The following is a 23,659-nucleotide window of genomic DNA, read 5'->3' as shown; positions in this document are numbered from 1 at the left end:
CAAGCAGATGTGGGCGGTGATCGGCTCAGACACCCACCCGCTCGATCCGCTTCCCGATGCGCCCGGAATCTTCCGTGGCAAGGTGCCGGGCGATGCGCCCTACCACCTGCGCGGTGCAGCCGGAGACGCGAGCTGGGATTTCGAGGATCCCTATCGTTTCGGCCCGGTCCTCGGCGAGATGGACGAATACCTGCTCGGCGAAGGCAGCCACCTGCGGATGTGGGAGGCGCTCGGCGCGCATGTCATGGAGCACGAGGGCTGCCACGGCACGCATTTCGCGGTCTGGGCGCCGAACGCCCGGCGCGTCTCGGTCGTTGGCGACTTCAACTGGTGGGACGGCCTGCGCCATACCATGCGCAAGCGCGGCGCCACCGGCGTGTGGGAGATCTTCATCCCGAATGTCGGAGATGGTGCATTCTACCGCTACGAGATCGTCGGCCCCGACGGCACCATACAGCCTCGCAAGGCCGACCCGGTGGGCTTCGGCTCCGAGCATCCCCCCGCAAACGCCTCGATCGTACGCGACATCCGCGAATACGGCTGGTCGGACGGCGACTGGATGACCAAGCGCGAGGCCATGCAAAGCCGCGAGGCGCCGATCTCGGTCTACGAGGTCCACCTGCCCTCGTGGCGCCGCAAGGACTGGGGCCGCCCGATCTCCTATATCGAGGCCTCTGACGAGCTCATCGCCTATGTCAAGGAGATGGGCTTCACCCATATCGAGCTGATGCCGATCAGCGAGTACCCGTTCGACGGCTCCTGGGGGTACCAGCCCATCGGCATGTTCGCGCCGACCATCCGCTGCGGCCTGCCGAACGAGTTCCGCGACCTGATGAACGCCGCCCACCGCGCAGGCGTCGGCGTGATCCTCGACTGGGTGCCGGGGCACTTCCCGTCCGACCCGCACGGGCTCGGCAAGTTTGACGGAACTTCGCTCTACGAACACGCGGACCCGCGCGAAGGCTTCCACAAGGACTGGAACACGCTGATCTACAATTACGGCCGCGCCGAGGTGTCGAACTTCCTCACCGCGAACGCGCTTTACTGGCTCGAGGAGTTCCACGCCGACGGCCTTCGCGTCGACGCGGTGGCCTCGATGCTCTACCGCGACTACTCGCGCAGCCCCGGCGAATGGGTGCCCAACAAGGATGGTGGGCGCGAGAACTACGAGGCCATCGCGGTGCTGCAGCGGATGAACACCGCCACCTACGGCGACAACCCCGGCATCATGACCGTGGCCGAGGAAAGCACCGCCTATCCGGGCGTGTCGCAGCCGGTTGATCAGGGCGGGCTTGGCTTTGGCTTCAAGTGGAACATGGGGTGGATGAACGACACCCTCGAATACATCAAGAAGGACCCGATCCACCGCTCGTATCACCACCACCAGATGACCTTCGGGCTGGTCTACGCCTTCTCGGAGAACTTCATTTTGCCGATCAGCCACGACGAGGTGGTGCACGGCAAGGGCTCGATGTTCGGCAAGATGCCGGGCAACGAGTGGGAGAAGTTTGCCAACCTGCGGAGCTATTACGGCTTCATGTGGGGCCATCCCGGTAAGAAGCTGCTGTTCATGGGCCAGGAACTGGCGCAGCGCAGCGAGTGGAACCACGACGCGCAGGTCGACTGGGAGTGCCTCTCGGACCCGAACCACGCTGGCATCCAGCGCCTCGTGCGCGATCTCAACCACCTCTACCGCGACACCCCGGCCCTGCACGCCAAGGACTGCTTCGAGGATGGCTTCCAGTGGATCAATGGTGGCGACTCGCAGAACTCGGTGTTCTCGTGGGTGCGGCGCGGCGGTCCGGATGATCCGGAGGTCGTGGTGGTCTGCAACTTCACGCCGCAGGAGCACGGCGCCTACCGCTTGGGGATGCCGGCCGCCGGCACCTGGCGCGAGGCGCTCAATTCCGACGCCGAGATCTACGGCGGCAGCAATCGCGGCAATTACGGATCTGTCGAGGCAAGCGACGGGGAATATCACGGTCAGCCGGCCCATGCCGACGTGACCATCCCCCCGCTCTCGGCCATTTACCTGGTGCGCGACACCTGAGTAGCTGACGGGGCATTTCAATCGGTCACCAAACCACGGGGGAGAGGCGACCGGAAAATTAGGAGGAATTGACATGCCTTTGACACACCAGAGGCTGTCGGGACGGAGTATGGCCTTCGTCCTGGCGGGAGGTCGTGGATCGCGACTGCACGAGCTGACCAACAGCCGGGTGAAACCGGCGGTGTATTTCGGCGGCAAGGCGCGGATCATCGACTTCGCGCTGTCCAACGCGCTGAATTCAGGCATCCGAAAGATCGCGCTGGCGACGCAATACAAGGCGCACAGCCTGATCCGGCATTGCCAGCGCGGCTGGAACTTCTTCCGCGCCGAGCGCAACGAGTTTCTCGACATCCTCCCCGCCTCGCAGCGGGTCTCAGAGGGCATGTGGTATCGCGGCACCGTGGATGCGGTGGCGCAGAATATCGACATCATCGACAGCTACGATATCGACTACATCGTCATCCTCGCCGGCGACCACATCTACAAGATGGATTACGAGGCGATGATCCGCCAGCATGTGGAAACCAGCGCCGAGGTCACCGTGGGCTGTCTCACCGTCGACCGTCCCGAGGCAAGTGCCTTTGGCTGCATGGCCGTCGACAGCCGCGACCGCATCACCTCGTTCCTCGAGAAGCCCGCCGACCCGCCGGGCCTGCCCGACGATCCGGAAAAGACGCTGGTGTCGATGGGCATCTACGTCTTCAACTGGCACTACCTGCGTGAGCGGCTGATGGAAGACATGGCCAACGAGGCCTCGAGCCACGATTTCGGCAATGACATGATCCCCGAGATCGTCGCCAAGGGCACCGCGCAGGCGCACCGTTTCGAGGATAGCTGTGTTCGGTCGCGCCCCGATGCGCCGGCCTATTGGCGCGATGTCGGCACCATCGACGCGTTCTGGAAGGCCAATATCGACCTGACGGACTTTTCACCCGATCTTGACCTGTGGGACCGAGACTGGCCGATCTGGACCTATTCCGAGCTGGTCCCGCCGGCCAAGTTCATTCATGACGAGGACGACCGGCGCGGCGCTGCCGTCAGCTCGATGATCTCGGGCGGGTGCATCGTCTCGGGCACCGAGATCCGCAACTCGCTGCTCTACACCATGTGCCACACCAACTCCTATGCCTCGCTGCAGGGGGTCGTGGCGCTTCCATACGTCAACGTGTCGCGCCATGCGCGGCTTACCAATGTTGTCATAAACCGTGGTGTACACATCCCCGAGGGGCTCGTCGTCGGCGAGGACCCCGAGGAAGACGCTAAGTGGTTCCGCGTCAGCCCCGGTGGCGTGACGCTCATCACCCAGCGGATGCTGGATCGGAGGGAAGCCGAGAAATGACCAGAGTGCTGTCCGTCACGTCGGAATGCGTGCCACTCATCAAGACCGGAGGGCTCGCGGACGTGGCGGGCGCGCTGCCCGGCGCGCTGGCCGCCGAGGGAGTCGAGATGCGCACCCTGCTGCCGGGCTATCCCAAGGTGATGGCCGAGGTCGGCCGGCGCCGCAAGGTGGCCGAATGGGATGACCTGTTCGGCGGCTTCGCGCGGGTCTACCGCGGCAAGCTTGGCGATCAGGTGCTCTACGCGCTCGACGCGCCGCATCTCTTTGACCGCGACGGCGGCCCCTATCTCGACAGCCACGGCCGCGACTATCCCGACAATGCCGAGCGCTTCGCCGCGCTCTCGGTGGCCGCGGCCATGCTCTGTGCAGAGGGAGTCGAGGGCTGGTTTCCGCACATCATGCACTGCCACGACTGGCAGGCCGGCTATGCGCCGCTCTATCTGCGCGAGCTTGGCGCCAGCGACCGGGTCGCGTCTCTGATGACCATCCACAACATTGCCTTCCAAGGCCTGTCGCCGGCTTCGATGATCTCGCGGCTGGGACTTCCGCGCTCGGAATTCAATGAGCGCGGATATGAGTACTGGAACAATATCAGCGCCTTGAAGGCCGGTCTTGTCTACGCGGACAAACTTTCCACCGTCTCGCCCACCTATGCCTCGGAGCTGATGACCGAGGAATATGGCATGGGGCTCGATGGCGTGCTGCGCGAGCGTCAGGAGGATCTTGTCGGCATCCTCAACGGCATCGACGAAGCGCTCTGGATGCCGCCCTACAAATCGCCCTCGGGCAAGGCCAAGCACCGCGCCGCGCTGCGCAAGGAGTTCGGCCTTCCGGAGTGGCCGGGCCCGGTCTGCGTGCTGGTCTCGCGCCTCACCGAGCAGAAGGGGATCGACATCCTGCTGCAGGCCCTGCCCGCGCTGCTCGACCGTGGCGGCCAGCTGGTGCTTCTGGGCAGCGGCAACCGCGACCTCGAGCGCGCCTTCCAGGACTATGCCGAAGCGCATTCCGGCGTTGCCGCCACAATAGGCTACGACGAGGCGCTGGCGCGGAGAATGATCGCCGGGGGCGATGCCATCCTCGTGCCCTCACGATTCGAGCCCTGCGGCCTCACCCAGCTCTACGGGCTGCGCCACGGTACCCTCCCGGTGGTCGGCCTGACCGGCGGGCTTGCCGACACGGTGATCAACGCATCGCCTGCAGGATTGGCAGCCGGTGCGGCAACCGGGCTTCAGTTCCACCCGCTGACCGCGCAGGCCCTTGCGCAGGCCCTGATGAAACTGGTCAATCTCTACCAGGATCGAGATACCTGGACGAAAATGATGAAGAACGCCATGGCCGCCCCCGTGGGCTGGGACCAATCCGCCGCCACCTATGCGGCGCTCTATGCCGAGATGGTCAGACCCGGATGAGCGCACCGGAAATGCTGGCAGGCCGCGCCGCGCCCCTCGGCGCGAGCTTCGACGGCGACGGGGTGAACTTCGCCGTGTTCTCCGAGCACGCCGAAGCCATCCACCTGTGTCTCTTTGACGAGCATGGCACCGAGACCGCGCGGCTTGCCATGCCCGAGCGTGACGGCGATATCTGGTACGGTCGGGTTCCCGGCCTGACACCGGGTCAACTCTACGGCTACCGCGTCGAGGGGCCCTTTGCCCCGCGAGAGGGCCACCGTTTCAACCCCGCCAAGCTGCTGCTCGACCCTTACGCGCGGCGGCTCACCGGCCACCCCACGTGGCACGCCGCGCTCTATGGCGGGTCCGAGGCGCCCGATCCGCATGACAGCGCCCGCTACATGCCGAAATGCGTGGTCGAGGACACCAGCTTTGACTGGGGCAGCCACAAGGCCCCCAACACACCGCTCGAGGAAAGCATCATCTACGAGGCCCATGTAAAGGGCCTGACAAAGAAATTCCCCGGTGCAGACCACCCGGGACATTTCCTTTCACTGGCTTCGGACGCGGTGCTCGAGCACCTGATCAAGCTCGGCATCACGGCAGTCGAGTTGCTGCCGGTGCATGCCTTTCTCAATGATCGCTTTCTGGTTAAGAAAGGCCTCGTAAACTACTGGGGTTACCAGACTTTGGGCTTCTTCGCTCCCGAGCCGCGCTATCTCAGCCACGGCCGCCTCTGGGAGTTCCAGTACATGGTCGCCCGGCTGCATTCGGTGGGCATCGAGGTGATCCTCGACGTGGTCTACAACCACACCTGCGAGGGCGATGAGAACGGCCCGACCTTTTCGTTCCGCGGGCTCGACAACCGCTCCTATTACCGGCTGCACGAGGACAAGCGCTTTTATCACAACGACACCGGCACCGGGAACACCGTCAATATCGAACACCCGATGGTGCTGCGCATGGTGCTGGACTCGCTGCGCTACTGGTCGACGACCATGGGCGTGGACGGCTTCCGCTTCGACCTCTGTTCGACGCTGGGGCGCACCGAGACCGGCTTCGACCCCAATGGCGCCTTCTTCAAGGCTGTCAGGCAAGACCCTGTTTTGGCGACGAAAAAGCTCATTGCAGAGCCGTGGGATATTGGCCCCGGTGGCTATCAGCTTGGCAACTACCCGCCGCCCTTCGCCGAGTGGAACGACCAGTATCGCGACGGTGTGCGGCGGTTCTGGCGCGGCGATCTCGGCCATGTGCCGGTGCTGGCCGACCGCATCACCGGCTCGGCCGGCCTGTTCGACCATTCGGGGCGCCACGCCACCTCCTCGGTCAACCTGCTCACCGCCCATGACGGTTTCACCCTGATGGACGTGGTGAGCTACACCGAGCGCCACAACGAGGCCAACGGCGAGAACAATCGCGACGGCCACGGCGAGAACTACTCGGACAATTTCGGTGTCGAGGGCCCGACCGCGGACGCCGAGATCGTCGAGAAGCGCGCACAGCGCCGCCGCAATATGATGGCGACGCTGCTGCTCAGCCAAGGCACGCCGATGATCCTGGCCGGCGACGAGCTCGGCAACTCGCAAAACGGCAACAACAACGCCTACGCTCAGGACAACGACACCACCTGGATCGACTGGGAGGCCGCCGACGAGGCGTTCCTCGCGTTCACGCGCTGGCTCATCAGCTTCCGCAAGGCGCACCCGATCCTGCGGCAGAAACGCTTCCTGCACTCGATCCCGCGCAAGGTCGACGGCGTCACAGACCTGTTCTGGTGGCGCCCCGATGGCGCCGAAATGACCCGCGCCGACTGGACCAACGGCCATATGACGGTGCTCTGCGCCGAGTTTCGCATGGCCAGCGGCACCCCGAAATACGCGCAGCGCGAGGAGGCGATCTATCTTGCCTTCAATTCCGGCGATGCCACTGCACTGACCCTGCCCAAGCTCCCCGACGGCTTCTGCTGGGTCCGCCATGTCGACACCGCAAGCCCCGATCTCGGCGCCGAGCGCGTCGGAACCACCATTCAGATGGCCGCAAATTCGGTGATCGCCCTTGTCGAGGAACCGGTATGAGTGACAGCATGAACGACCGCGCAGTAAAGGCTGGAATTATATCTGAATTCCGCGACTTGTACGGAGATATTCAGGTCGCAAGTGAGGAGACGAAGGCGGCCCTTCTGGCCGCGATGGGGCTCGAGGATGCGCCCGACCGGCCAGAGACTGTCCTGCCGCGCTGGCATGTCTGTGAGCCGGGCGAGCCGGTGGGTCTCGTGCCCGCGGGCGCCTGGCAACTGACCCGCGAGGACGGCAGCCAAACCGAGGGCCGCGGCGCGCTCCCCGAGTTGCCGCTGGGCCGGCACCGGCTCGAAAGCGGCGGAGAGCGCTGCTGGCTGCTCTGCGCACCCGCGCGCCTGCCGCTGCCGCGCAAGCTCTGGGGTCTCATGGCGCCGCTCGCTTGCCTGCGCAGCGAGACCGAGGGCGGGATCGGCAGCTACGAGGATCTCGCGCGGCTCGCCGAAGGGCTCGGTCCCACTGGCGCGGCTTTCCTCGGCATCAACCCGATCCACGCGGGCTTCCTGACAAATCCCGAGGGCTTCAGCCCCTACACGCCCTCGCACCGCCGCCGCGTCGCACCGCTCTACCTGCCGACCGCGGCCCGGGCCGAGACCCCCGGCCCGGTGCTGATCCTGCCCGAGGAGCTGCCGGCCCGTCTTGCCGCGCTCGAGGAAGAGTTTCGCGCCGCGCCGCCCGGGCCCGGCTTCGACGAGTATCTGCGCCACGAGGGGGCCTCGCTGCATCGCTTCGCCACTCACCAGGCACTGTCGGAGAAATTCGGCGCCTTCTGGGACAGCTGGCCCGCGGCCTATCATGACCCTGACAGCCCGGAGGTTGCTCAGGCTGCGCATGATCTCGCCGACCGCGTGCGCTTTCATGCCTGGCTGCAATACAGCGCCGAGGGGGCGCTGTCGGAGACCCAGCGGCGGGCGCAGGCGGCAGGGCTCGAGCTCGGGCTCTATCTCGACCTTGCCGTGGGCACCCACCCGCACGGCGCCGAGACCTGGGAGGACCGCGAGAGCTTTGCCTTCGGCGCCAGCCTCGGCGCGCCGCCGGACGCCTTCGCGCCACAGGGCCAGAACTGGCACCTCGCGCCGTTCAACCCGGTGCACCTGATCGACACCGGCTTCGCGGCGCTGGCCGCCACGCTGCGCCAGCAGCTGCGCTTCTCGGGTGCGCTGCGCATCGACCATATCCTCGGCTTCGAGCGCGCCTACTGGGTGCCCGATGGCGACCTGCCCGGCGCCTATGTCACGATGCCACGCGAGGCATGCTGGCGGTGGCGCGCATGGAGGCGGCGCGGGCCGGCGCGGTGATCGTCGGTGAGGATCTGGGCGTCATTCCCGACGGGCTGCAGCACGCGCTGAAGGACAGCGGCATCCTCGGCTGCCGGCTGATGTGCTTCGAGCACACCGGCGATCCGCCCTGGTACAAGGCACCGCAAGAGTATGACGAGGGCGTCATCGCCAGCTTCTCCTCGCATGATCTGCCGACCTGGAAAGGCTGGCGCGAGGGCCGCGAGATCGCGCTGCGCCGCGACATGGGGATCATTCCCGCCGAGCATACCGAGGGCATGTTCGGCTTCCGAGGCCGCGAGGTCGAGGGCATGGACGGCGCCACCGCGCCCTACCGCAATGGCTACGCCCCCGAGAGCCCCGAGGCGATGGCGGCGCTGCTGGCCGAAACCGCCTCTTGCATGGTGGCGTTACAGGTCGAGGATATGCTCGAGATGGAGAGCCAGCCCAACATGCCGGGAACGGTATGGGAGTACCCGAACTGGCGTCAGCGGCTGCCCGCTGGCGTCGACGAGATCGCGGCAAGCCCGGTGCTTGCAAACGCCGCCCGGATCATGAAACGTGCCGGGCGATAGGAGACAGGAATTATGACCAGCATTCGTACCATCCCGACCGAGCCGATCGAGGGCCAGAAGCCGGGCACCTCCGGCCTGCGCAAGAAAACCGAGGTGTTCCAGACACATCACTACCTCGAGAACTTCATCCAGAGCATCTGGAACGGCATTGGCGGCGTCGAGGGCAAGACGCTGGTGCTTGGCGGCGACGGGCGCCACTTCAACTCGCAGGCCGCGCAGGTGGTGCTGCGCATGGCCGCGGCCAGCGGCGCCAAGAAGGTCATCGTCGGCAAGCGGGCGCTGCTGTCGACCCCCGCCGCCTCCAACCTGATCCGCAAGCGCGGCGCCGATGGCGGCATCATCCTGTCGGCCAGCCACAACCCCGGCGGCCCGAAGGGCGATTTCGGTGTCAAGTTCAACGCCGCCAACGGCGGCCCCGCCGCCGAGGGCATCACCGGAAAGATCTTCGACGCCACGAAGGAGATCGCCGAGTTCCACATCGCCGAGAGCCAGGATATCGGACTGCGCATGACCGACACGGTGATGCTGGGCGAGATGGAAATCGAGATCGTCGACCCGGTGGACGACTATGCCGAACTGATGGCCGAGCTGTTCGATTTCGATGCCATCCGAGCGCTCTTCAAGTCGGGTTTCCGCATGCGCTTCGACGCGATGCACGCGGTCACGGGCCCCTATGCGACGCGGGTTCTGGAAGAGACGCTGGGGGCCTCGCCCGGCACCGTGTTCAATGCCATCCCGCTGCCGGATTTCGGCGAGGGCCACCCCGATCCGAACCCGACCTGGGCCAAGCAACTCTGGGACGAGATGATGTCGGACAGCGGCCCCGATTTCGGCGCCGCCTCCGATGGCGACGGCGACCGCAACATGGTGGTAGGCCGGCATTGCTACGTCTCGCCCTCCGACAGCCTCGCCGTCCTTGCCGCCAACGCCACGTTGGTGCCGGGCTACAAGGACGGGCTCAAGGGCGTCGCGCGCTCGATGCCGACCTCGCAGGCGGTGGACCGCGTGGCCGAGAAGCTGGGCATCGACTGCTACGAGACCCCGACCGGCTGGAAGTTCTTCGGCAACCTGCTCGATGCCGGCCGCGCGACTCTCTGTGGCGAGGAAAGCTTCGGCACCGGTTCCGACCATGTGCGCGAAAAGGACGGGCTCTGGGCGGTGCTGTTCTGGCTCAACATCCTCGCGGTGAAGAAATGCTCCGTCGCCGAGCTGATGGAGTCGCACTGGGCCGCGTATGGCCGCAACTACTATTCGCGCCACGACTACGAGGCGGTGGACAGCGACGCTGCGGCGGGCGTGATGGAGCATGTGCGCTCCCAGCTCACCACCCTGCCCGGCACCAGCTTCGGCAGCCTGACCGTCGCAGCGGCCGACGAGTTCGCCTATGACGATCCGGTCGACGGCTCGCGCGCCGAGGGCCAGGGCCTGCGGGTTCTGTTCGAAGGCGGCGGACGCCTCGTGCTGCGCCTCTCGGGCACCGGCACAGAGGGCGCGACGCTGCGCGTCTATCTTGAGAAGGTCGAGACCGATCCCGCTGCCTTCGGGCTCGATCCGCAGGAGGCGCTGGCCGAGGTCATCGCCGCCGCCGAGACCATCGCCGAGATCACGTCCCGCACCGGTCGCGACGCGCCCGACGTCATCACCTGATCCAAGGTGGACATGTTACGCGCCATCGCGCTGATGGTGGCCGGCATGGCGTTGCTGGCCGCCAGCGACGCCTTTCTCAAACTCGCCTCCCAGACCGCCCCCGTGGGTCAGGTAATGGTGATGCTGAGCATCGGGGCCACCGCGCTGTTCCTTGTGCTCGCCGCGCTCCGCGGCGTGCGGCTGAGCCTGTCCGAAGCCTTCGAGCCCAAGGTGATGCTGCGCAATCTCTTCGAGATGATCGGCGCTCTGGGCATGATCGTGGGGTTGTCGAAGATCCCGCTGGCCCTGATGGCGGCAATCATGCAGACCGCGCCGCTGGTGGTCACGCTCGGCGCGGCGCTGTTCCTGCACGAGCCGGTGGGCTGGCGGCGCTGGCTGGCGATCGGCGTGGGGCTCGTGGGCATGCTGATGGTGATCCGCCCCGGCGGCGCGGCGTTCACCGGCTGGGAGATCTTCCCCGTCGTCGGCGTCACCGGACTGGCCGCGCGTGATCTCGTGACCCGGCTCCTGCCGGCGCGCATCCCCTCGCTCGCGGTGTCGGCCTACGGCTTTGCCGCCGTGCTGCCGGTCGGTCTCGTGGTGCTGCTGATAACCGGCGCGCCGTTCTCGGGCGAGCGAGAGACCTTCGGCTACATGACCGGCGCCGTTGTGGTGACGGCGGCCGGCTACCTTGCCGTGACGATGGCGATGCGCATGGCGCCGGTCTCCTCCGTGGCCCCCTTCCGCTACACGCGGCTGGTGTTCACCGCAGGGCTCGGCATGGCGATCTTCGGTGAGCGTCCGGACGGCTGGACGTGGGCCGGCGCCGCGCTGATCCTCGCCGCCGGGCTCTACAGCTTCCTGCGAGAGAACCGGCTGGCGCGGCAGCAGGCCGCTGTTCTTCGGCCTTGAAACCGCCTCCCGGCCGCCAGGAGCGGCCTGCCTCCGGCGGGAGTATTTTTGACGAAGAGAAGCCAAGGGCACAGCGCTGCTGGCTTCTTCTGGCTGAAAATATCCCGGGGGAGTCCGCGCGCATCGCGCGGGCGGGGCAGCGCCCCCCATACGTCCCTATCCGCCCACGACCTCGATCCCTGCCGGCATCGGACGGTTTCCGCCATCCACCGAGACCGTCTCACGGGTGCGCGGCAGCGCCTCGGGCATCTCCTTCTGGATCCACGTGATCAGCTCCTCGCGGATCTCGCAGCGCAGGTCATAGGTGCGCGGCGCGTTGCGGGCCGAGGCCAGTACCCGCACCTCCATCACCCGCTCGCGGAAATCGTTGACCTGCACGTGGCAGACATTGCCGTCCCAGAGGGTCGAGTTGCGACAGACCTCCTCGGTCTTTGCGCGCAGTCGCTTGATGTCGGCGCAGTGGTCGAGATAGAGCAGCACGCCGCCAATCAGCGAGGAGCTGTCGCGGGTCCAGTTCTGGAACGGCTGCTCGATGAAGTAGCTCAGCGGCACCACGAGCCGGCGCCAGTCCCAGATCTTGATCACCACGTAGGTGCCGGTGATCTCCTCGACCCAGCCCCATTCGCCCTCGACGATCACCGCGTCGTCGATGCGGATCGGCTGGGTAACGGCGAGCTGGATGCCGGCGATCAGGTTCTTCAGCACTGGCTGGAACGCGAAGCCAACCACGATCCCGGCGGCACCACCGGCCGCCAGCAGCGACACGCCCCATTGCCGCACCCCCTCGAAGGTCATCAGGATCGCCGCCGTGGCGACGATGACGATCACCCAGCCCGCCAGCCGCACCATGATGCGGCTCTGGGTGACGTGCTTGCGGGCGAGGTAATTGTCCTCCGCATCCAGCGTGAACTTGCGCAAATGCACCGTGGTCCAGATGTGCAGCGCCGTGTGCAGCGTCCAGGCGACCAGCACCATGAAGGCGATGAGCAGCGCGTGCTGGCCGAAATCGGTCTGCTCCGGACCGAGCGGCGCCACCGCCACTCCGATGAATAGCGACGCCACCACCGACGCCAGCCGCAGCGGACGGCGCGTGCGCGCCACGAGGCTGCGCCAGAACAGGTCCTTGCCGGCCACCGCACGGTTGAGGATGGCATAGACCAGCCGGAACACCAGCAGCCCGAGAAAGAAGAACGCCACCACCACCGCCACCGGCATGACCCAGTCCGGCAGGACGGGAATGACCGCCTCGATATCGGTCGTGATCTCGGCCACCTGCTGCTCGATCTGATCCAGCTCTTCTTCCATGCGTGCTCCTTGCCGGTGCACGCCTCCTCTCGCGCCCGCGTTCGTTGCCTGTTGCCTCCCTGTCTCAACAAACAATAGCTGCGCCGCGGCATTTGGCAAAACCCCGACCTCGCGGCGAGAAATGTTAGCGATATCGCGCCACCTAGCCATCTGTTAGCGCTGCGCAAGTTTACTTTCGCGCACCGGCTGTTATAGCTCGCTCAAACCCAATTGGAGGCGAGGGACGCACCCATGAGCACCATCATCGACATTCACGCCCGCGAGATCCTCGACAGCCGTGGCAACCCCACGGTCGAGGTCGACGTCATGCTGGAAGACGGCACGCTGGGCCGCGCCGCCGTGCCCTCGGGTGCCTCGACCGGCGTGCACGAGGCGCATGAGCGCCGCGACGGCGACAAGGGCCGCTACATGGGCAAGGGCGTGCTCGATGCCGTGGCCGCGGTCAACGGCGAGATCGCCGAGGCGCTGGTGGGCTTCGACGCCACCGAGCAGGAAGCCATCGACGGCGCGATGATCGAGCTCGACGGCACCGACAACAAGGGCCGTCTCGGCGCCAACGCCATTCTCGGCGTCAGCCTCGCCACCGCCAAGGCCGCGGCCGAGTTCACCGCCCAGCCGCTCTATCGCTACGTTGGCGGCACCGCCGCCCGCGTCCTCCCGGTGCCGATGATGAACATCATCAATGGCGGCGAGCACGCGGACAACCCGATCGACATCCAGGAATTCATGATCATGCCGGTCAGCGCGGAAAACATCCGCGAGGCGGTGCGCATGGGCTCGGAAGTCTTCCACACCCTGAAGAAAGAGCTCTCGGCGGCGGGCATGTCGACCGGTCTCGGCGACGAGGGCGGCTTCGCCCCCGAGCTCGGCGGCACCCGCGAGGCGCTGGACTTCATCCTCAAGTCGATCGAGAAGGCCGGCTACAAGCCTGGCGAGGACATCTACCTCGCGCTCGATGCCGCCTCGACCGAGTATTACAAGGACGGCAAGTACGAGATGAAGGGCGAAGGCCTCTCGCTCTCCTCGGCCGAGAATGTCGACTACCTTGCGAAGCTCTGTGCCGACTACCCGATCATCTCGATCGAGGATGGCTGCGCCGAGGATGACTGGGAGGGCTGGAAGCTGCTCACCGAGAAGCTGGGCGACAGCGTGCAGCTGGTGGGCGACGATCTCTTCGTGACCAACCCCGCGCGCCTGTCGATGGGCATCGAGCAGGGCGTGGCGAACTCCATGCTGGTCAAGGTGAACCAGATCGGCTCGCTCTCCGAGACCCTGCGGGCGGTCGAGATGGCCCACCGCGCGCGCTACACCAACGTGATGTCGCACCGCTCGGGCGAGACCGAGGACGCCACCATCGCCGACCTTGCCGTGGCTACCAACTGCGGCCAGATCAAGACCGGCTCGCTGGCGCGCTCGGACCGGCTCGCGAAGTACAACCAGCTGATCCGCATCGAGGAGATGCTGGGCGACACGGCCATCTACGCCGGCCGCTCGATCCTGCGCTGAGGGCTTGGCGCTCCTGCGGGGGCGTTTTGTAGAGATTGTGGAGGGGCGGTGACCTGCGGTCGCCGCCCTTTTTCTGGACCATTAAGGTCCATGCGAGTTCGAAATAAGAGTGACGACCGCTTTCACTCACCCCAAGCGGGCCGCACACACCGCTGATCGCAAGAAGAGTCTGGTCTGTTTCATGAACGCTGTGCTCTGTGACGGAGTTGCGCACTCCTCACCGTGGCCCAGGTGGTGCTTCGACAGCTTTTGATAATTCCGTATCACCATTTCTTCTCTAGGGGTTGCGACGGCGGGCACACAGGCTCGGGAACACAGTTCAGCGCGTTCACATTGCGCAGGTGGTGCCCTTTAAATCGTGCAAAACTTGTGCCTTTTCGAAGCAGTCTCATGACTGTTTCAGAGATATTTTTCGGTTCTTTTTGCATCAAATCAGAAACTATTCTGCGCAGGCCACGTGAGTAGTTGGTGTGACCCATGATGAAAGAGGAGATCACCAATGGCACATCTGGCTTCGTCTTACAGCTCGTTCGAAACGTTTCTTTCACGCGCAGACGCGTTCTGGACGGTCGACTTCAACGCGCTAAACAGTTCCGGTGTGAACGCGACTGCGATCATTGCCATGGAGACCGAGGAGGATGGTTCGTCCTACCTCAATGTGGCCATCGCGGGCAACGGCCTTACTCCATCGCAGACCCATGCGCAGCATGTGCACGGGCTTTTTGACGAGGATGGCAATCCCATCGATTCGACAGCCCCGACACTGGCGGATGACGCTGATCTCGACGGCATGGTCGAGGTTCTGGAGGGGCTGGGAAAGTACGGTGACGTGCTGTTGCCGCTGGTCTCTCCCGAGGGGGGGGCGATGCCAATGGCTGACGAGACGGGTGCGATCTCATTCGTTCAGAGCTACGATCTGACCGACGACAGCAACTTCTTCAGCCCGGTCTCGATGGCCGACTATACTGCCGAAGACCTCATGCCCCTCACGCTGCGCGAGATCGTGATCCATGGTGTGGATGTCCCCGATGGCATCGGTGAGGGCACCGGAGGTGAGGTCGATGGCGGCGAGAACGGCTATACCGGCATTCTGCCCGCGGCCGCTGGCGACATTGAAGCGGCGACATTCGAAGAGGCCATGGCTCTATTGAGCGAGCAGCGCTCTCTGGCATCGACGACGACGATGCTTGGAGACGGCGACGACAGGTATGACGCCGGTCTCGGAGACGACAAGGTTAATGGTCAAGCCGGCGACGACAGCATCAACGGCGGCGCGGACAATGATACGCTCATCGGCGAAGCTGGACGGGACGTCCTCTATGGCGCCGGCGGCGATGATGATCTCCGGGCCGGAACGATGGACCAAAATCAGCAGGATGCTGCGGATGACGGTGCATCCGGAGCGTTGATGCTTGGCGATTATGACAACGGCTACGCCGGCGGCGCAGGCGATGACATTATCCACGGCGGCGCTGGCGACGACATCATCACCGGCGATGACGACAGCCGGGTGTCCGACGCGATCGGCACGACGTTCGACGCGTCTGCGGATGGCGCAGACACGATCTATGGCGGCGCCGGCAACGACGAGATCCATACCGGCACCTGGGCGGATGGTGATCAGGGCCTCAGCAATGCCTCGACGGGCATGACGGGCGACTGGGCGTCCGGCGGCATGGGCGATGATATCCTGCGCGGTGCAGGTGGTGACGATACGTTGTTCGGGGATCGCGGCGCAGACAATATTGGCGGCGGCGGCGGCGATGACATGATCTACGGGGATTTCGAGAACAGCGCGAGCCTCGAGGTCGAGACTGCCCAGATCTTCCGCCTCTACCAGACCGCCTTCGACCGCGATCCGGACAAGGGGGGGCTGAGCCGCTGGGTCGAGGACTACGCGACCGGCGAGCTGACGCAGCTCGGCGTTGCCAGTGGCTTCGTCGGCAGCGCGGAGTTCAATGAGATCTACGGCAACACCTCGAATGGGGAATATGTGACGGCTCTCTACGAGAATGCGCTCGATCGTGACCCCGACGCGCAGGGCCTGGCAAACTGGACAGCCCGCCTTGACGAGGGCGCTTCGCGCGCCGAGATCCTGATCGGCTTCGCACAAAGCCCGGAGTTCAGTGCGAAGACCGTGAGCGACATGAACGCCTGGGTTATGGCTCAGGATACAGACGACGTTCTGATGGGCAATGGCGGCGACAACACCCTCTCGGGCGGCGTCCTTTCGGATCGCTTCGTATTCTCAACGGATACCGACAGCTCCCACACTGTCACTGACCTCGAATCCTGGGACGTGCTCGACTTCACCGCGTTCGGATATGACAGCACCGATGACGTCATCGCGAACATGACTGAAGAGAACGGTGGTGTGGTCTTTGAAGACATGGATGTCACCGTCGTTCTAAACGATACCGGGCTGGCCGATCTTGACAGCGACATGATCATGGTTTGACCTCGCAATCTCTCACGGATCCGGCCCGAGGGCCGGATCCGTTCTTTAACGTTGGCGCTCGGCGCATGTGGTCAAAGTGGACAGTTTACCGGTTTGAGGCATTCTTGAATGCCTCCTAGTTTCGTGACCGCTCCCTGCGCATCTTAGTCATACAAGACTTGACCTCCTGCATGTCTTTGAGACTGGGTGCAAAAATCTCCGAAGGGATCGGAGTGGCGCTTTTAGGCAAGTTCAGCCCCACAGGGTCTACGAGGCGGTCACCAAAATCGACCTCCTCTTTCTCAGCTCGAACTCCAAGCAGCCCTCAGCCCGCCGCCTTGGCCTCGATCTCCTCGGCCACCGCCTCGGCGCGCGCCGCGAGTTCGGCCAGGGTATCAGACACGCTCGCCGGGATCACCGGGACCTCGACCTTCTCGGGCTCCGGCAAGGGCCGTTCGCGCAGCTCACGCAGCTCCTCGGCCATCTCGCCCAGCTTGTCCTCGGCCTCGCGCAGCCGGTCCTCGAGACCGGCGGTCTTGTCGGCCAGCATCAGCCCTGACATCAGCAGCATCCGCGCCTCGGGCATGCGGCCGATCTGGTCCACGAGCACCGAGGCCTCGGTGTCGAGCATGCGCGCGGCGGTGAGCAGGTATTGCTCCTCGCCCTCCTGGCAGGCGACGTCGAAGGTCCGGCCACCGATGTTGATCTGTACTTCGATCTGCTGGCTCATTGCGCCGCCTCCTCTTCGCCTGCAGCCTGCGCCAGCACCGGCTCGAGCGCGCCGAGCACCGCCCGCGCCTCGGCCACCTCGACCACGCGAGCCGCGCGCAGCGCCTCGAGTTCGGCCAACATCGCCTGGTTGATCAGATGCGGCTCGCCGAGGTTCTCGGCCAGCGCCTCGCGCATCTCGGTGCAGCTTTTCAGCAGCGCGTCATTGGCCTGACGCAGGCGTTGCAGCTCGCCGTCGAGCGCTTGCATGCCCTCGCGCTGCGCCGCGATCTGCTCCTGCAGCGCGGCGTCGGGCTCGGGGGCCTCCGGGGTCTCGGGCTGCGCCTCAATCTGGTCGTGCAGCGACTTGACCCGTGCCTCGAGCTGGGCATTGGCCATCTGCTCGTCCTCGAGCGCCGCGCTCAGGCGGGCGATCTCTTCGGCGGAGCCGTCATCCACAGGCTCCGGCGCGGGAGGCTCCATCGCGGACAGCGTCTCGACCCCTTTCGAGATGCGGTCGAGTGCCCGCGTCATCCGTGACTGCAACTCGTCAATCTGGCTCATCTTGCCCTCTCTCGATCTGCCTTCGGGACCTGTCGCGTCGATCGTTGCGAATCGAACCCGCCCCGTTTCGCATCAGTTTATCAAGCGCTCACGGAAAATGCGCCCCATATGTCCCAAGTGGTTACGGGCGGGAGTTCACCCACCGGCGGCGCATTGCCGGCGCTAACGCTTGATCTTCGGCCCCACACTGCTATTAGCCCCGAAACGGCTCTGGGATAGAGAGGACTGCCCGTGGATATCAATGCCCTTCGAGACGCACATCCCGACCACTGGATGCGTGCCACCGCCATCCGTGCCCTGACGCTCGACGCGGTCGCGGCAGCCAATTCGGGCCACTCCGGCATGCCCATCGGCATGGCCGACGTGGCGACCGTGCTGTGGTCGAAGCACCTGAAATTCGACGCGAAGACACCGACCTGGGCGGATCGCGACCGCTTCATCCTGTCGGCGGGCCACGGCTCGATGCTGCTCTATGCGCTGCTCTATCTCAGCGGCGATGAGCAGATCACCCTCGAGCAGGTGAAGAACTTCCGCCAGTGGGGCTCGCGCACCGCCGGCCACCCCGAGAACTTCCACGCCGACGCCATCGAGATGACCACCGGTCCGCTCGGCCAGGGCATCGCGCATTCGGTCGGCTTCGCCATGGCCGAGGAAATCCTGCGCGCCCGCTTCGGCAAGGCCGCGATGAACCACCACACCTACGTCATCGCCGGTGACGGCTGCCTGATGGAAGGCGTGAGCCAGGAGGCCCTCGGCCTCGCCGGGCGCTACGAGCTCGGCCGCCTGATCGTGATGTGGGACAACAACGACATCACCATCGACGGCAAGGTGTCGCTGTCGGACCGCACCGACCAGGTGGCGCGCTTCAAGGCGTCGGGCTGGCACGTGCAGGAGATCGACGGCCACGACCCCGAGGCCATCGACGCGGCCATCACCGCGGCCAAAAAGGTCACCGACAAGCCGTCGATGATCGCCTGCAAGACCCACATCGCACTGGGTCATGCCGCGCAGGACACCTCCAAGGGTCACGGCGCACTGACCAATGCCGAGCAGAACGCCGACGCCAAAGCCGGCTGGGGCTGGACCACCGGCCCGTTCGAGGTGCCCGCCGAGATCAAGAGCTGGTGGGAAGAGATCGGCACCCGCGGTGCCGCCGAGCGTGAGGCCTGGGGCGGCCGGATCGCGTCGATGTCGGACCGCAAGCAGGCCGAGTTCGCCCGCACCATGGCCGGCGACGCTCCCAAGAAACTGTCCTCGGTGATCCGCGCGCTGAAGAAGCAGAGCACCGAAACCGAACCCAAGGTCGCGACCCGGAAGGCCTCGGAGATGGTGCTCGAGGTGATCAACCCGGTGATGCCAGAGACCGTGGGCGGCTCGGCCGACCTCACCGGCTCGAACAACACCAAGACCGGCGACATGGGCGTGTTCGACACCGACAACCGCGGTGGCCGTTACGTCTACTGGGGCATCCGCGAGCACGGCATGTCCTCGGCGATGAACGGCATGGGCCTGCATGGTGGCATCCGCCCCTATGGCGGCACCTTCATGGCATTCACCGATTATGCCCGCCCGGCGATGCGCCTGGCCGCGCTGCAACAGACCCCGACGGTCTTCGTCATGACCCATGACAGCATCGGCCTTGGCGAGGACGGCCCGACGCACCAGCCGATCGAGCATCTCGCGATCTCGCGCGCGACGCCGAACACCCTCGTGTTCCGCCCCGCCGACGTGGTCGAGACCGCCGAGGCGTGGGAGATCGCTCTGACCCAGAAGACCACGCCCTCGGTGCTGTCGCTGACGCGTCAGAACGTGCCGACCGTGCGCACCCAGCACAAGACCAACAACCTCGTCGAAAAGGGCGCCTACGTCCTCGCCGATGCCGAGGGCAAGCGTCAGGTGATCCTGATGGCCACCGGCTCCGAGGTCGCGATCGCGCTCGAAGCGCGCGATCTGCTGCAGGCCGAGGGCATCGGGACCCGCGTGGTCTCCATGCCCTGCTTCGAGCTCTTCGAGGCGCAGGACGAAGCCTACCGCAAGCGCGTGCTCCCGGGTGGCCCGGTGCGCGTCGCCGTGGAAGCCGCGACCCGCTTCGGCTGGGACAAGTGGCTGCTGGGCGAACGTGGCCGCGAGGCCAAGGCGGGCTTCGTGGGCATGGACGGCTTCGGCGCCTCGGCCCCGGCCGAGACGCTTTACGAGCAGTTCGGCATCACCGCCGAGGGCGTGGCTGCGAAGGCGAAGTCGCTGCTCTGAGCCCTGCCCTTCGGTTTGAAATAAGAAAGCGCGCCGCATCTGCGGCGCGCTTTTTTCGTCTGGCCCTATGACACGAGCGTAAAGCGCAGCTGCGTCTGTAACCCGTTCAGGCGTCAATGCGCCTCTTTCGCGCCCCCGAAGAGCGGCATGACCAGCTTGGTGACGATCGGCACCAGCACCAGCCCCCAGGCCAGGCCAACAACGAAATCCATCGCAGCCGTGGCCAGCCAGAGCACCGCCGCCTGCCATTGCTCGCTCACCGCGTGCTCGGCGATTACCGCGTAGTGGTGGATGAACTCCTCGGGCGCGTGCCAGCCGATCTGCGCCAGCGAGTGGATGATGATCGAGCCGCCGACCCAGAGCATCGCCGCGGTGCCGACGATGGACAGCAGCTTCATCACATAGGGCATGCCCTTGACGATGCCGCGGCCCACGGCGCGAGTGACCGAGAGCTTGCCCACCTGCGTGAGCCACAGGCCCACATCATCCATCTTCACGATCAGCGCCACGGCGCCGTAGACCAGCGCCGTGATGCCAATGGCCACCAGCGCCAGCACCACCGCCTGGATCCAGACCTCGGGCGCCTCGATGGTCGAGAGCGCCAGCGTCATGATCTCGGCCGAGAGGATGAAGTCGGTCTTGATCGCGCCCTTGACCTTGGTCTCTTCGAGATGCGCCGGGTCGCCGATATCGTGGCTGCCATCCGGTCCACCGGAGTGGTCGTCATGTGGCAACACCACGTGGGCAACCTTCTCAGCGCCCTCGAAGCAGAGATAGGACCCGCCGAGCACAAGCAGGTACGGCACCAGCCATGGCGCGAAGGCCGCCATCAGCAGCGCCGCTGGCAACAGGATGATGAGCTTGTTGAAGATCGACCCTCGAGCGATCTTCCAGATGATCGGCAACTCGCGCGAGGCTTCGAACCCGTGCACGTATTTCGGCGTCACCGCCGCGTCGTCGATCACCACGCCCACGGCTTTGGAACCAGCCTTGGCGGCGTGGGCCGAGATGTCGTCGACAGAAGCCGCCGCGATCTTGGCGATGCCCGCCACGTCGTCGAGTAGCGCCAGAAGCCCGCTCATGTCTGTCTCCGTCCGTTCGTTTCGCTCAACCTAGCGGACGCCCTGCCCGGTTCAAGCGCCGTTCTCTTCAGACCCGCGCCTGGCGTGGCCGGAGGAGCGTTACCGCAACCGTGCCAGTTGCCATGGCGGCAGGCTCAAAAATGTTAGCGCAACCCACATGTTTATCGCTAACATATTGTCTTTTATGCATAATTAGGATTGAGCGCGTGGTGTACATACGTATACAGATCAGGAAATTCCGAGCCATAGCCAAGAGGACATCGCCCCATGACCGTCACCGTCGGGATCAACGGATTCGGCCGCATTGGCCGCTGCACGCTGGCCCATATCGCCGAGAGCGCCCGCAACGACGTGCAGGTGGTGAAGATCAACGCCACCGGCCCGATCGAAACCTCCGCCCACTTGCTGCGCTACGACAGCGTGCACGGCCGTTTCGGCGGCGAGGTGAAGGTGGTGAACGGCAACGCTCTGGATCTGGGCCGCGGTCCGATCGACGTCATGTCGACCTACGAGATGGGCGAGCTCGACTGGAACGGCTGCGACGTGGTGCTCGAGTGCACCGGCAAGTTCAACGATGGCGACAAGGCGGTGCAGCACATTCACCAGGGCGCCAAATCGGTGCTGATCTCGGCCCCCGCCAAGAACGTTCAGAAGACCATCGTCTACGGCGTCAACCACCGCGAGCTTGTGCAGGGCGACGTGATGATCTCGAACGGCTCCTGCACCACAAACGGCCTCGCGCCGCTGGCCAAGGTGCTCGACGAGGCCATCGGTATCGAAAGCGGCGTGATGACCACGATTCACAGCTATACCGGCGACCAGCCGACGCTGGACCGTCGCCACAACGACCTCTATCGCGCCCGTGCCGCGGCCATGGCGATGATCCCCACCTCGACCGGTGCCGCGAAGGCACTTGGAGAAGTATTGCCAAATTTGAAGGGAAAGCTTGACGGATCGGCCATTCGTGTGCCAACTCCTAACGTCTCGGCCGTGGACCTGACCTTTCAGGCCTCCAAGGACGTGACCGTCGAGGATGTGAACGAGATCGTGCGCGAAGCCGCGTCTGGCCGGATGGGAATGGTCCTGTCCTATGACCCGGAACCCAAGGTCTCGGTTGATTTCAACCACACGACGGCCAGCTCGATCTTTGCACCCGAGCAGACCAAGGTCGTCGGCAAGCGCACGGTGCGTGTGCTCGCGTGGTATGACAACGAGTGGGGCTTTTCCGCCCGTATGGCGGATGTGGCCGCAGCAATGGGTCGCCTTCATCACTGATGGAGCGACCTCGGTCCTGACCCCACATCGAGGGGCGGCGGAGGGGAGACCGCCGCCCCTTTTTGCGCCTTGCGCAATGCCGAGCGCCTCTATCGGCGCCCGCCTGCTCCGCCTCAGGTCAGCTTCTCGATCCACGCCGCGAAGGCCTGCATGAAGCCTTTCAGGAAGTCCTTCGTGCCCTCGTTGGTCAGCCGCCCTTCCTCATCGAAGAGCTTGGCGATATTGCCGATATAGGCCTCGGGCTGCTGCATCGGTGCGGCGTTGAGGAACACCAGGCTCTGGCGGAGGTGGTGGTTGGCGCCAAAGCCGCCGATGCCACCCGGCGAGCCGGTGACGATGGCCGAAGGCTTGCCGTCCCAGACGCTCTCGCCCATCGGGCGCGACCCCACGTCGAGCGCGTTCTTGAGGTTGGCGGGCACCGAGCGGTTGTACTCGGGCGTCACGAAGAGGATGGCATCGCTGCGGCCGACGCAGCGGCGGAAGCTCTGCCACGCCTCGGGCGGCGTCCCCTCGTCGAGATCAGGGTTGTAGAGCGGCAGCTCTCCGGTGCGCACGAAGCTGAACTCAAGCCCCTCGGGGGCGAGCTCGGTGAGGGTGCAGGCGAGCTTGCGGTTATAGGACCCCTCGCGGAGGGATCCGACAATGACGGTGACGTGTTTGGACATGATGGTCTCCAATGTTCGGTGACCAAAAGGTAAGCGCTTCGAGCGACTTACTTTAGGGGCCGAAACGCACCGCCGCTGTTCATGGATTGACGGAACGTCAGACCGGGCCGCGACCAGAAGAGGCGTACGGCGCCGGGCTCAGGCCCGGCGCAACGCGAGCACCGCGTTCAATCCGCCGAAGGCGAAGGCGTTCGACAGCACCACCGAGACATCCGCCTCCCGGGCCTCGTTCGGCACCACGTCGAGGGCGCATTCCGGGTCTGGTTCTTCGTAGCCGATGGTCGGTGCGATGATACCGTCGCGCAGCGCCATGATGCAGGCCAGAAGCTCGATCGCCCCGGTGCCGCCGATGCAGTGGCCGTGCATCGCCTTGGTCGAGGAGATCATCACCCGGTCCGCCTGACCGCCGAGCGCATCCGCAACGGCGGCGCATTCGGTCTTGTCGTTGGCAGCGGTGCCGGTGCCGTGGGCGTTGATATAGCCGACCTCGGAGGCGTTTATGCCGCCGTCGCGCAGCGCGCCGGTAATGGCTCGCGCCGCGCCCTGCTTGGAGGGCATCACGATGTCGGAGGCATCCGAGGTCATGGCAAAGCCCACCACCTCGGCGAGGATCTCGGCGCCGCGC

The 23,659-nt window shown here is 65.3% G+C and carries 16 protein-coding genes and 1 pseudogene; 11 read left to right on the top strand and 6 right to left on the bottom strand.

The window, feature by feature from the left end:
* The 7 genes and pseudogenes from glgB to R2601_RS16525 all read left to right on the top strand — a co-directional run.
* Window positions 1–2,050, top strand: a 2,050-nt coding sequence (gene glgB / locus R2601_RS16555; protein WP_007800389.1) for a 1,4-alpha-glucan branching protein GlgB, incomplete at its 5' end; no start/stop codon positions are given.
* A 73-nt stretch (window positions 2,051–2,123) separates the two neighbouring features.
* On the top strand, window positions 2,124–3,389 hold the full coding sequence (gene glgC, locus R2601_RS16550; protein ID WP_083793944.1) for a glucose-1-phosphate adenylyltransferase: 1,266 nt from the start codon (window positions 2,124–2,126) through the stop codon (window positions 3,387–3,389).
* Window positions 3,386–4,798: a glycogen synthase GlgA gene (glgA, locus tag R2601_RS16545; protein ID WP_007800386.1), complete on the top strand. Its 1,413-nt coding sequence runs from the start codon at window positions 3,386–3,388 to the stop codon at window positions 4,796–4,798. Before glgC ends, glgA begins: the two co-directional genes overlap by 4 nt.
* On the top strand, window positions 4,795–6,852 hold the full coding sequence (glgX, locus tag R2601_RS16540) for a glycogen debranching protein GlgX (RefSeq protein WP_040544835.1): 2,058 nt from the start codon (window positions 4,795–4,797) through the stop codon (window positions 6,850–6,852). Before glgA ends, glgX begins: the two co-directional genes overlap by 4 nt.
* Window positions 6,849–8,704, top strand: a pseudogene (gene malQ, locus R2601_RS16535) (4-alpha-glucanotransferase). Before glgX ends, malQ begins: the two are co-directional and overlap by 4 nt.
* 12 nt (window positions 8,705–8,716) lie before the next feature.
* Window positions 8,717–10,351, top strand: a complete 1,635-nt coding sequence (locus tag R2601_RS16530; protein WP_007800379.1) for an alpha-D-glucose phosphate-specific phosphoglucomutase — start codon at window positions 8,717–8,719, stop codon at window positions 10,349–10,351.
* 12 nt (window positions 10,352–10,363) lie between these two features.
* Window positions 10,364–11,242, top strand: a complete 879-nt coding sequence (locus R2601_RS16525) for a DMT family transporter (protein ID WP_007800377.1) — start codon at window positions 10,364–10,366, stop codon at window positions 11,240–11,242.
* 156 nt (window positions 11,243–11,398) lie between these two features.
* On the opposite strand, the gene R2601_RS16520 is transcribed toward R2601_RS16525, so the two are convergent.
* The gene (locus R2601_RS16520; RefSeq protein WP_007800376.1) at window positions 11,399–12,547 is read right to left on the bottom strand and encodes a mechanosensitive ion channel family protein; all 1,149 of its coding nucleotides are present in this window, start codon (window positions 12,545–12,547) and stop codon (window positions 11,399–11,401) included.
* Between the two features lie 231 nt (window positions 12,548–12,778).
* On the opposite strand from R2601_RS16520, the gene eno reads away from it, so the two are divergent.
* Window positions 12,779–14,053, top strand: a complete 1,275-nt coding sequence (eno, locus tag R2601_RS16515; protein WP_007800374.1) for a phosphopyruvate hydratase — start codon at window positions 12,779–12,781, stop codon at window positions 14,051–14,053.
* A gap of 499 nt (window positions 14,054–14,552) precedes the next feature.
* Window positions 14,553–16,511 carry a DUF4214 domain-containing protein gene (locus R2601_RS16510; RefSeq protein WP_007800373.1) on the top strand — a complete coding sequence of 653 codons (1,959 nt, stop codon included), beginning with the start codon at window positions 14,553–14,555 and terminating at the stop codon, window positions 16,509–16,511.
* A gap of 304 nt (window positions 16,512–16,815) precedes the next feature.
* Here the strand turns inward: R2601_RS16510 and R2601_RS16505 are convergent, their stop codons facing one another.
* Together R2601_RS16505 and R2601_RS16500 are read right to left on the bottom strand one after the other, a co-directional pair.
* Window positions 16,816–17,220, bottom strand: a complete 405-nt coding sequence (locus tag R2601_RS16505; protein WP_007800372.1) for a cell division protein ZapA — start codon at window positions 17,218–17,220, stop codon at window positions 16,816–16,818.
* Entirely contained in the window at window positions 17,217–17,762 is a 546-nt protein-coding gene (locus tag R2601_RS16500; protein WP_040544831.1) for a hypothetical protein, read from the bottom strand. Before R2601_RS16500 ends, R2601_RS16505 begins: the two co-directional genes overlap by 4 nt.
* A gap of 231 nt (window positions 17,763–17,993) precedes the next feature.
* On the opposite strand from R2601_RS16500, the gene tkt reads away from it, so the two are divergent.
* Window positions 17,994–20,012, top strand: a complete 2,019-nt coding sequence (gene tkt / locus R2601_RS16495) for a transketolase (protein WP_007800370.1) — start codon at window positions 17,994–17,996, stop codon at window positions 20,010–20,012.
* Between the two features lie 113 nt (window positions 20,013–20,125).
* Here tkt and R2601_RS16490 read toward each other — a convergent pair whose 3' ends face one another.
* Window positions 20,126–21,094 (bottom strand): DUF808 domain-containing protein, encoded by a 969-nt coding sequence (locus tag R2601_RS16490; protein ID WP_007800369.1) that lies wholly within the window; start codon window positions 21,092–21,094, stop codon window positions 20,126–20,128.
* Between the two features lie 267 nt (window positions 21,095–21,361).
* On the opposite strand from R2601_RS16490, the gene gap reads away from it, so the two are divergent.
* Window positions 21,362–22,369, top strand: a complete 1,008-nt coding sequence (gap, locus tag R2601_RS16485) for a type I glyceraldehyde-3-phosphate dehydrogenase (RefSeq protein ID WP_007800368.1) — start codon at window positions 21,362–21,364, stop codon at window positions 22,367–22,369.
* A 113-nt stretch (window positions 22,370–22,482) separates the two neighbouring features.
* On the opposite strand, the gene R2601_RS16480 is transcribed toward gap, so the two are convergent.
* On the bottom strand, window positions 22,483–23,034 hold the full coding sequence (locus R2601_RS16480; protein WP_083793970.1) for an NADPH-dependent FMN reductase: 552 nt from the start codon (window positions 23,032–23,034) through the stop codon (window positions 22,483–22,485).
* Between the two features lie 138 nt (window positions 23,035–23,172).
* The coding region (locus tag R2601_RS16475) for a beta-ketoacyl-[acyl-carrier-protein] synthase family protein (protein WP_007800364.1) at window positions 23,173–23,659 on the bottom strand (487 nt) is incomplete at its 5' end.

Source organism: Salipiger bermudensis HTCC2601, assembly GCF_000153725.1.
Taxonomy (GTDB): Bacteria; Pseudomonadota; Alphaproteobacteria; order Rhodobacterales; family Rhodobacteraceae; genus Salipiger; species Salipiger bermudensis.
Note: the sequence above shows the minus strand (reverse complement) of the source record. Positions and strands in the feature narration are given on the sequence as shown.

Coding starts and splice junctions, on each gene's coding strand:
- R2601_RS16520 (WP_007800376.1), bottom strand. CDS start 12,547: ATGGAAGAAGAGCTGGATCAGATCGAGCAGCAGGTGGCCGAGATCACG.
- glgX (WP_040544835.1), top strand. CDS start 4,795: ATGAGCGCACCGGAAATGCTGGCAGGCCGCGCCGCGCCCCTCGGCGCG.
- R2601_RS16500 (WP_040544831.1), bottom strand. CDS start 17,762: ATGAGCCAGATTGACGAGTTGCAGTCACGGATGACGCGGGCACTCGAC.
- R2601_RS16490 (WP_007800369.1), bottom strand. CDS start 21,094: ATGAGCGGGCTTCTGGCGCTACTCGACGACGTGGCGGGCATCGCCAAG.
- glgC (WP_083793944.1), top strand. CDS start 2,124: ATGCCTTTGACACACCAGAGGCTGTCGGGACGGAGTATGGCCTTCGTC.
- R2601_RS16480 (WP_083793970.1), bottom strand. CDS start 23,034: ATGTCCAAACACGTCACCGTCATTGTCGGATCCCTCCGCGAGGGGTCC.
- R2601_RS16525 (WP_007800377.1), top strand. CDS start 10,364: ATGTTACGCGCCATCGCGCTGATGGTGGCCGGCATGGCGTTGCTGGCC.
- R2601_RS16510 (WP_007800373.1), top strand. CDS start 14,553: ATGGCACATCTGGCTTCGTCTTACAGCTCGTTCGAAACGTTTCTTTCA.
- R2601_RS16530 (WP_007800379.1), top strand. CDS start 8,717: ATGACCAGCATTCGTACCATCCCGACCGAGCCGATCGAGGGCCAGAAG.
- eno (WP_007800374.1), top strand. CDS start 12,779: ATGAGCACCATCATCGACATTCACGCCCGCGAGATCCTCGACAGCCGT.
- glgA (WP_007800386.1), top strand. CDS start 3,386: ATGACCAGAGTGCTGTCCGTCACGTCGGAATGCGTGCCACTCATCAAG.
- gap (WP_007800368.1), top strand. CDS start 21,362: ATGACCGTCACCGTCGGGATCAACGGATTCGGCCGCATTGGCCGCTGC.
- R2601_RS16505 (WP_007800372.1), bottom strand. CDS start 17,220: ATGAGCCAGCAGATCGAAGTACAGATCAACATCGGTGGCCGGACCTTC.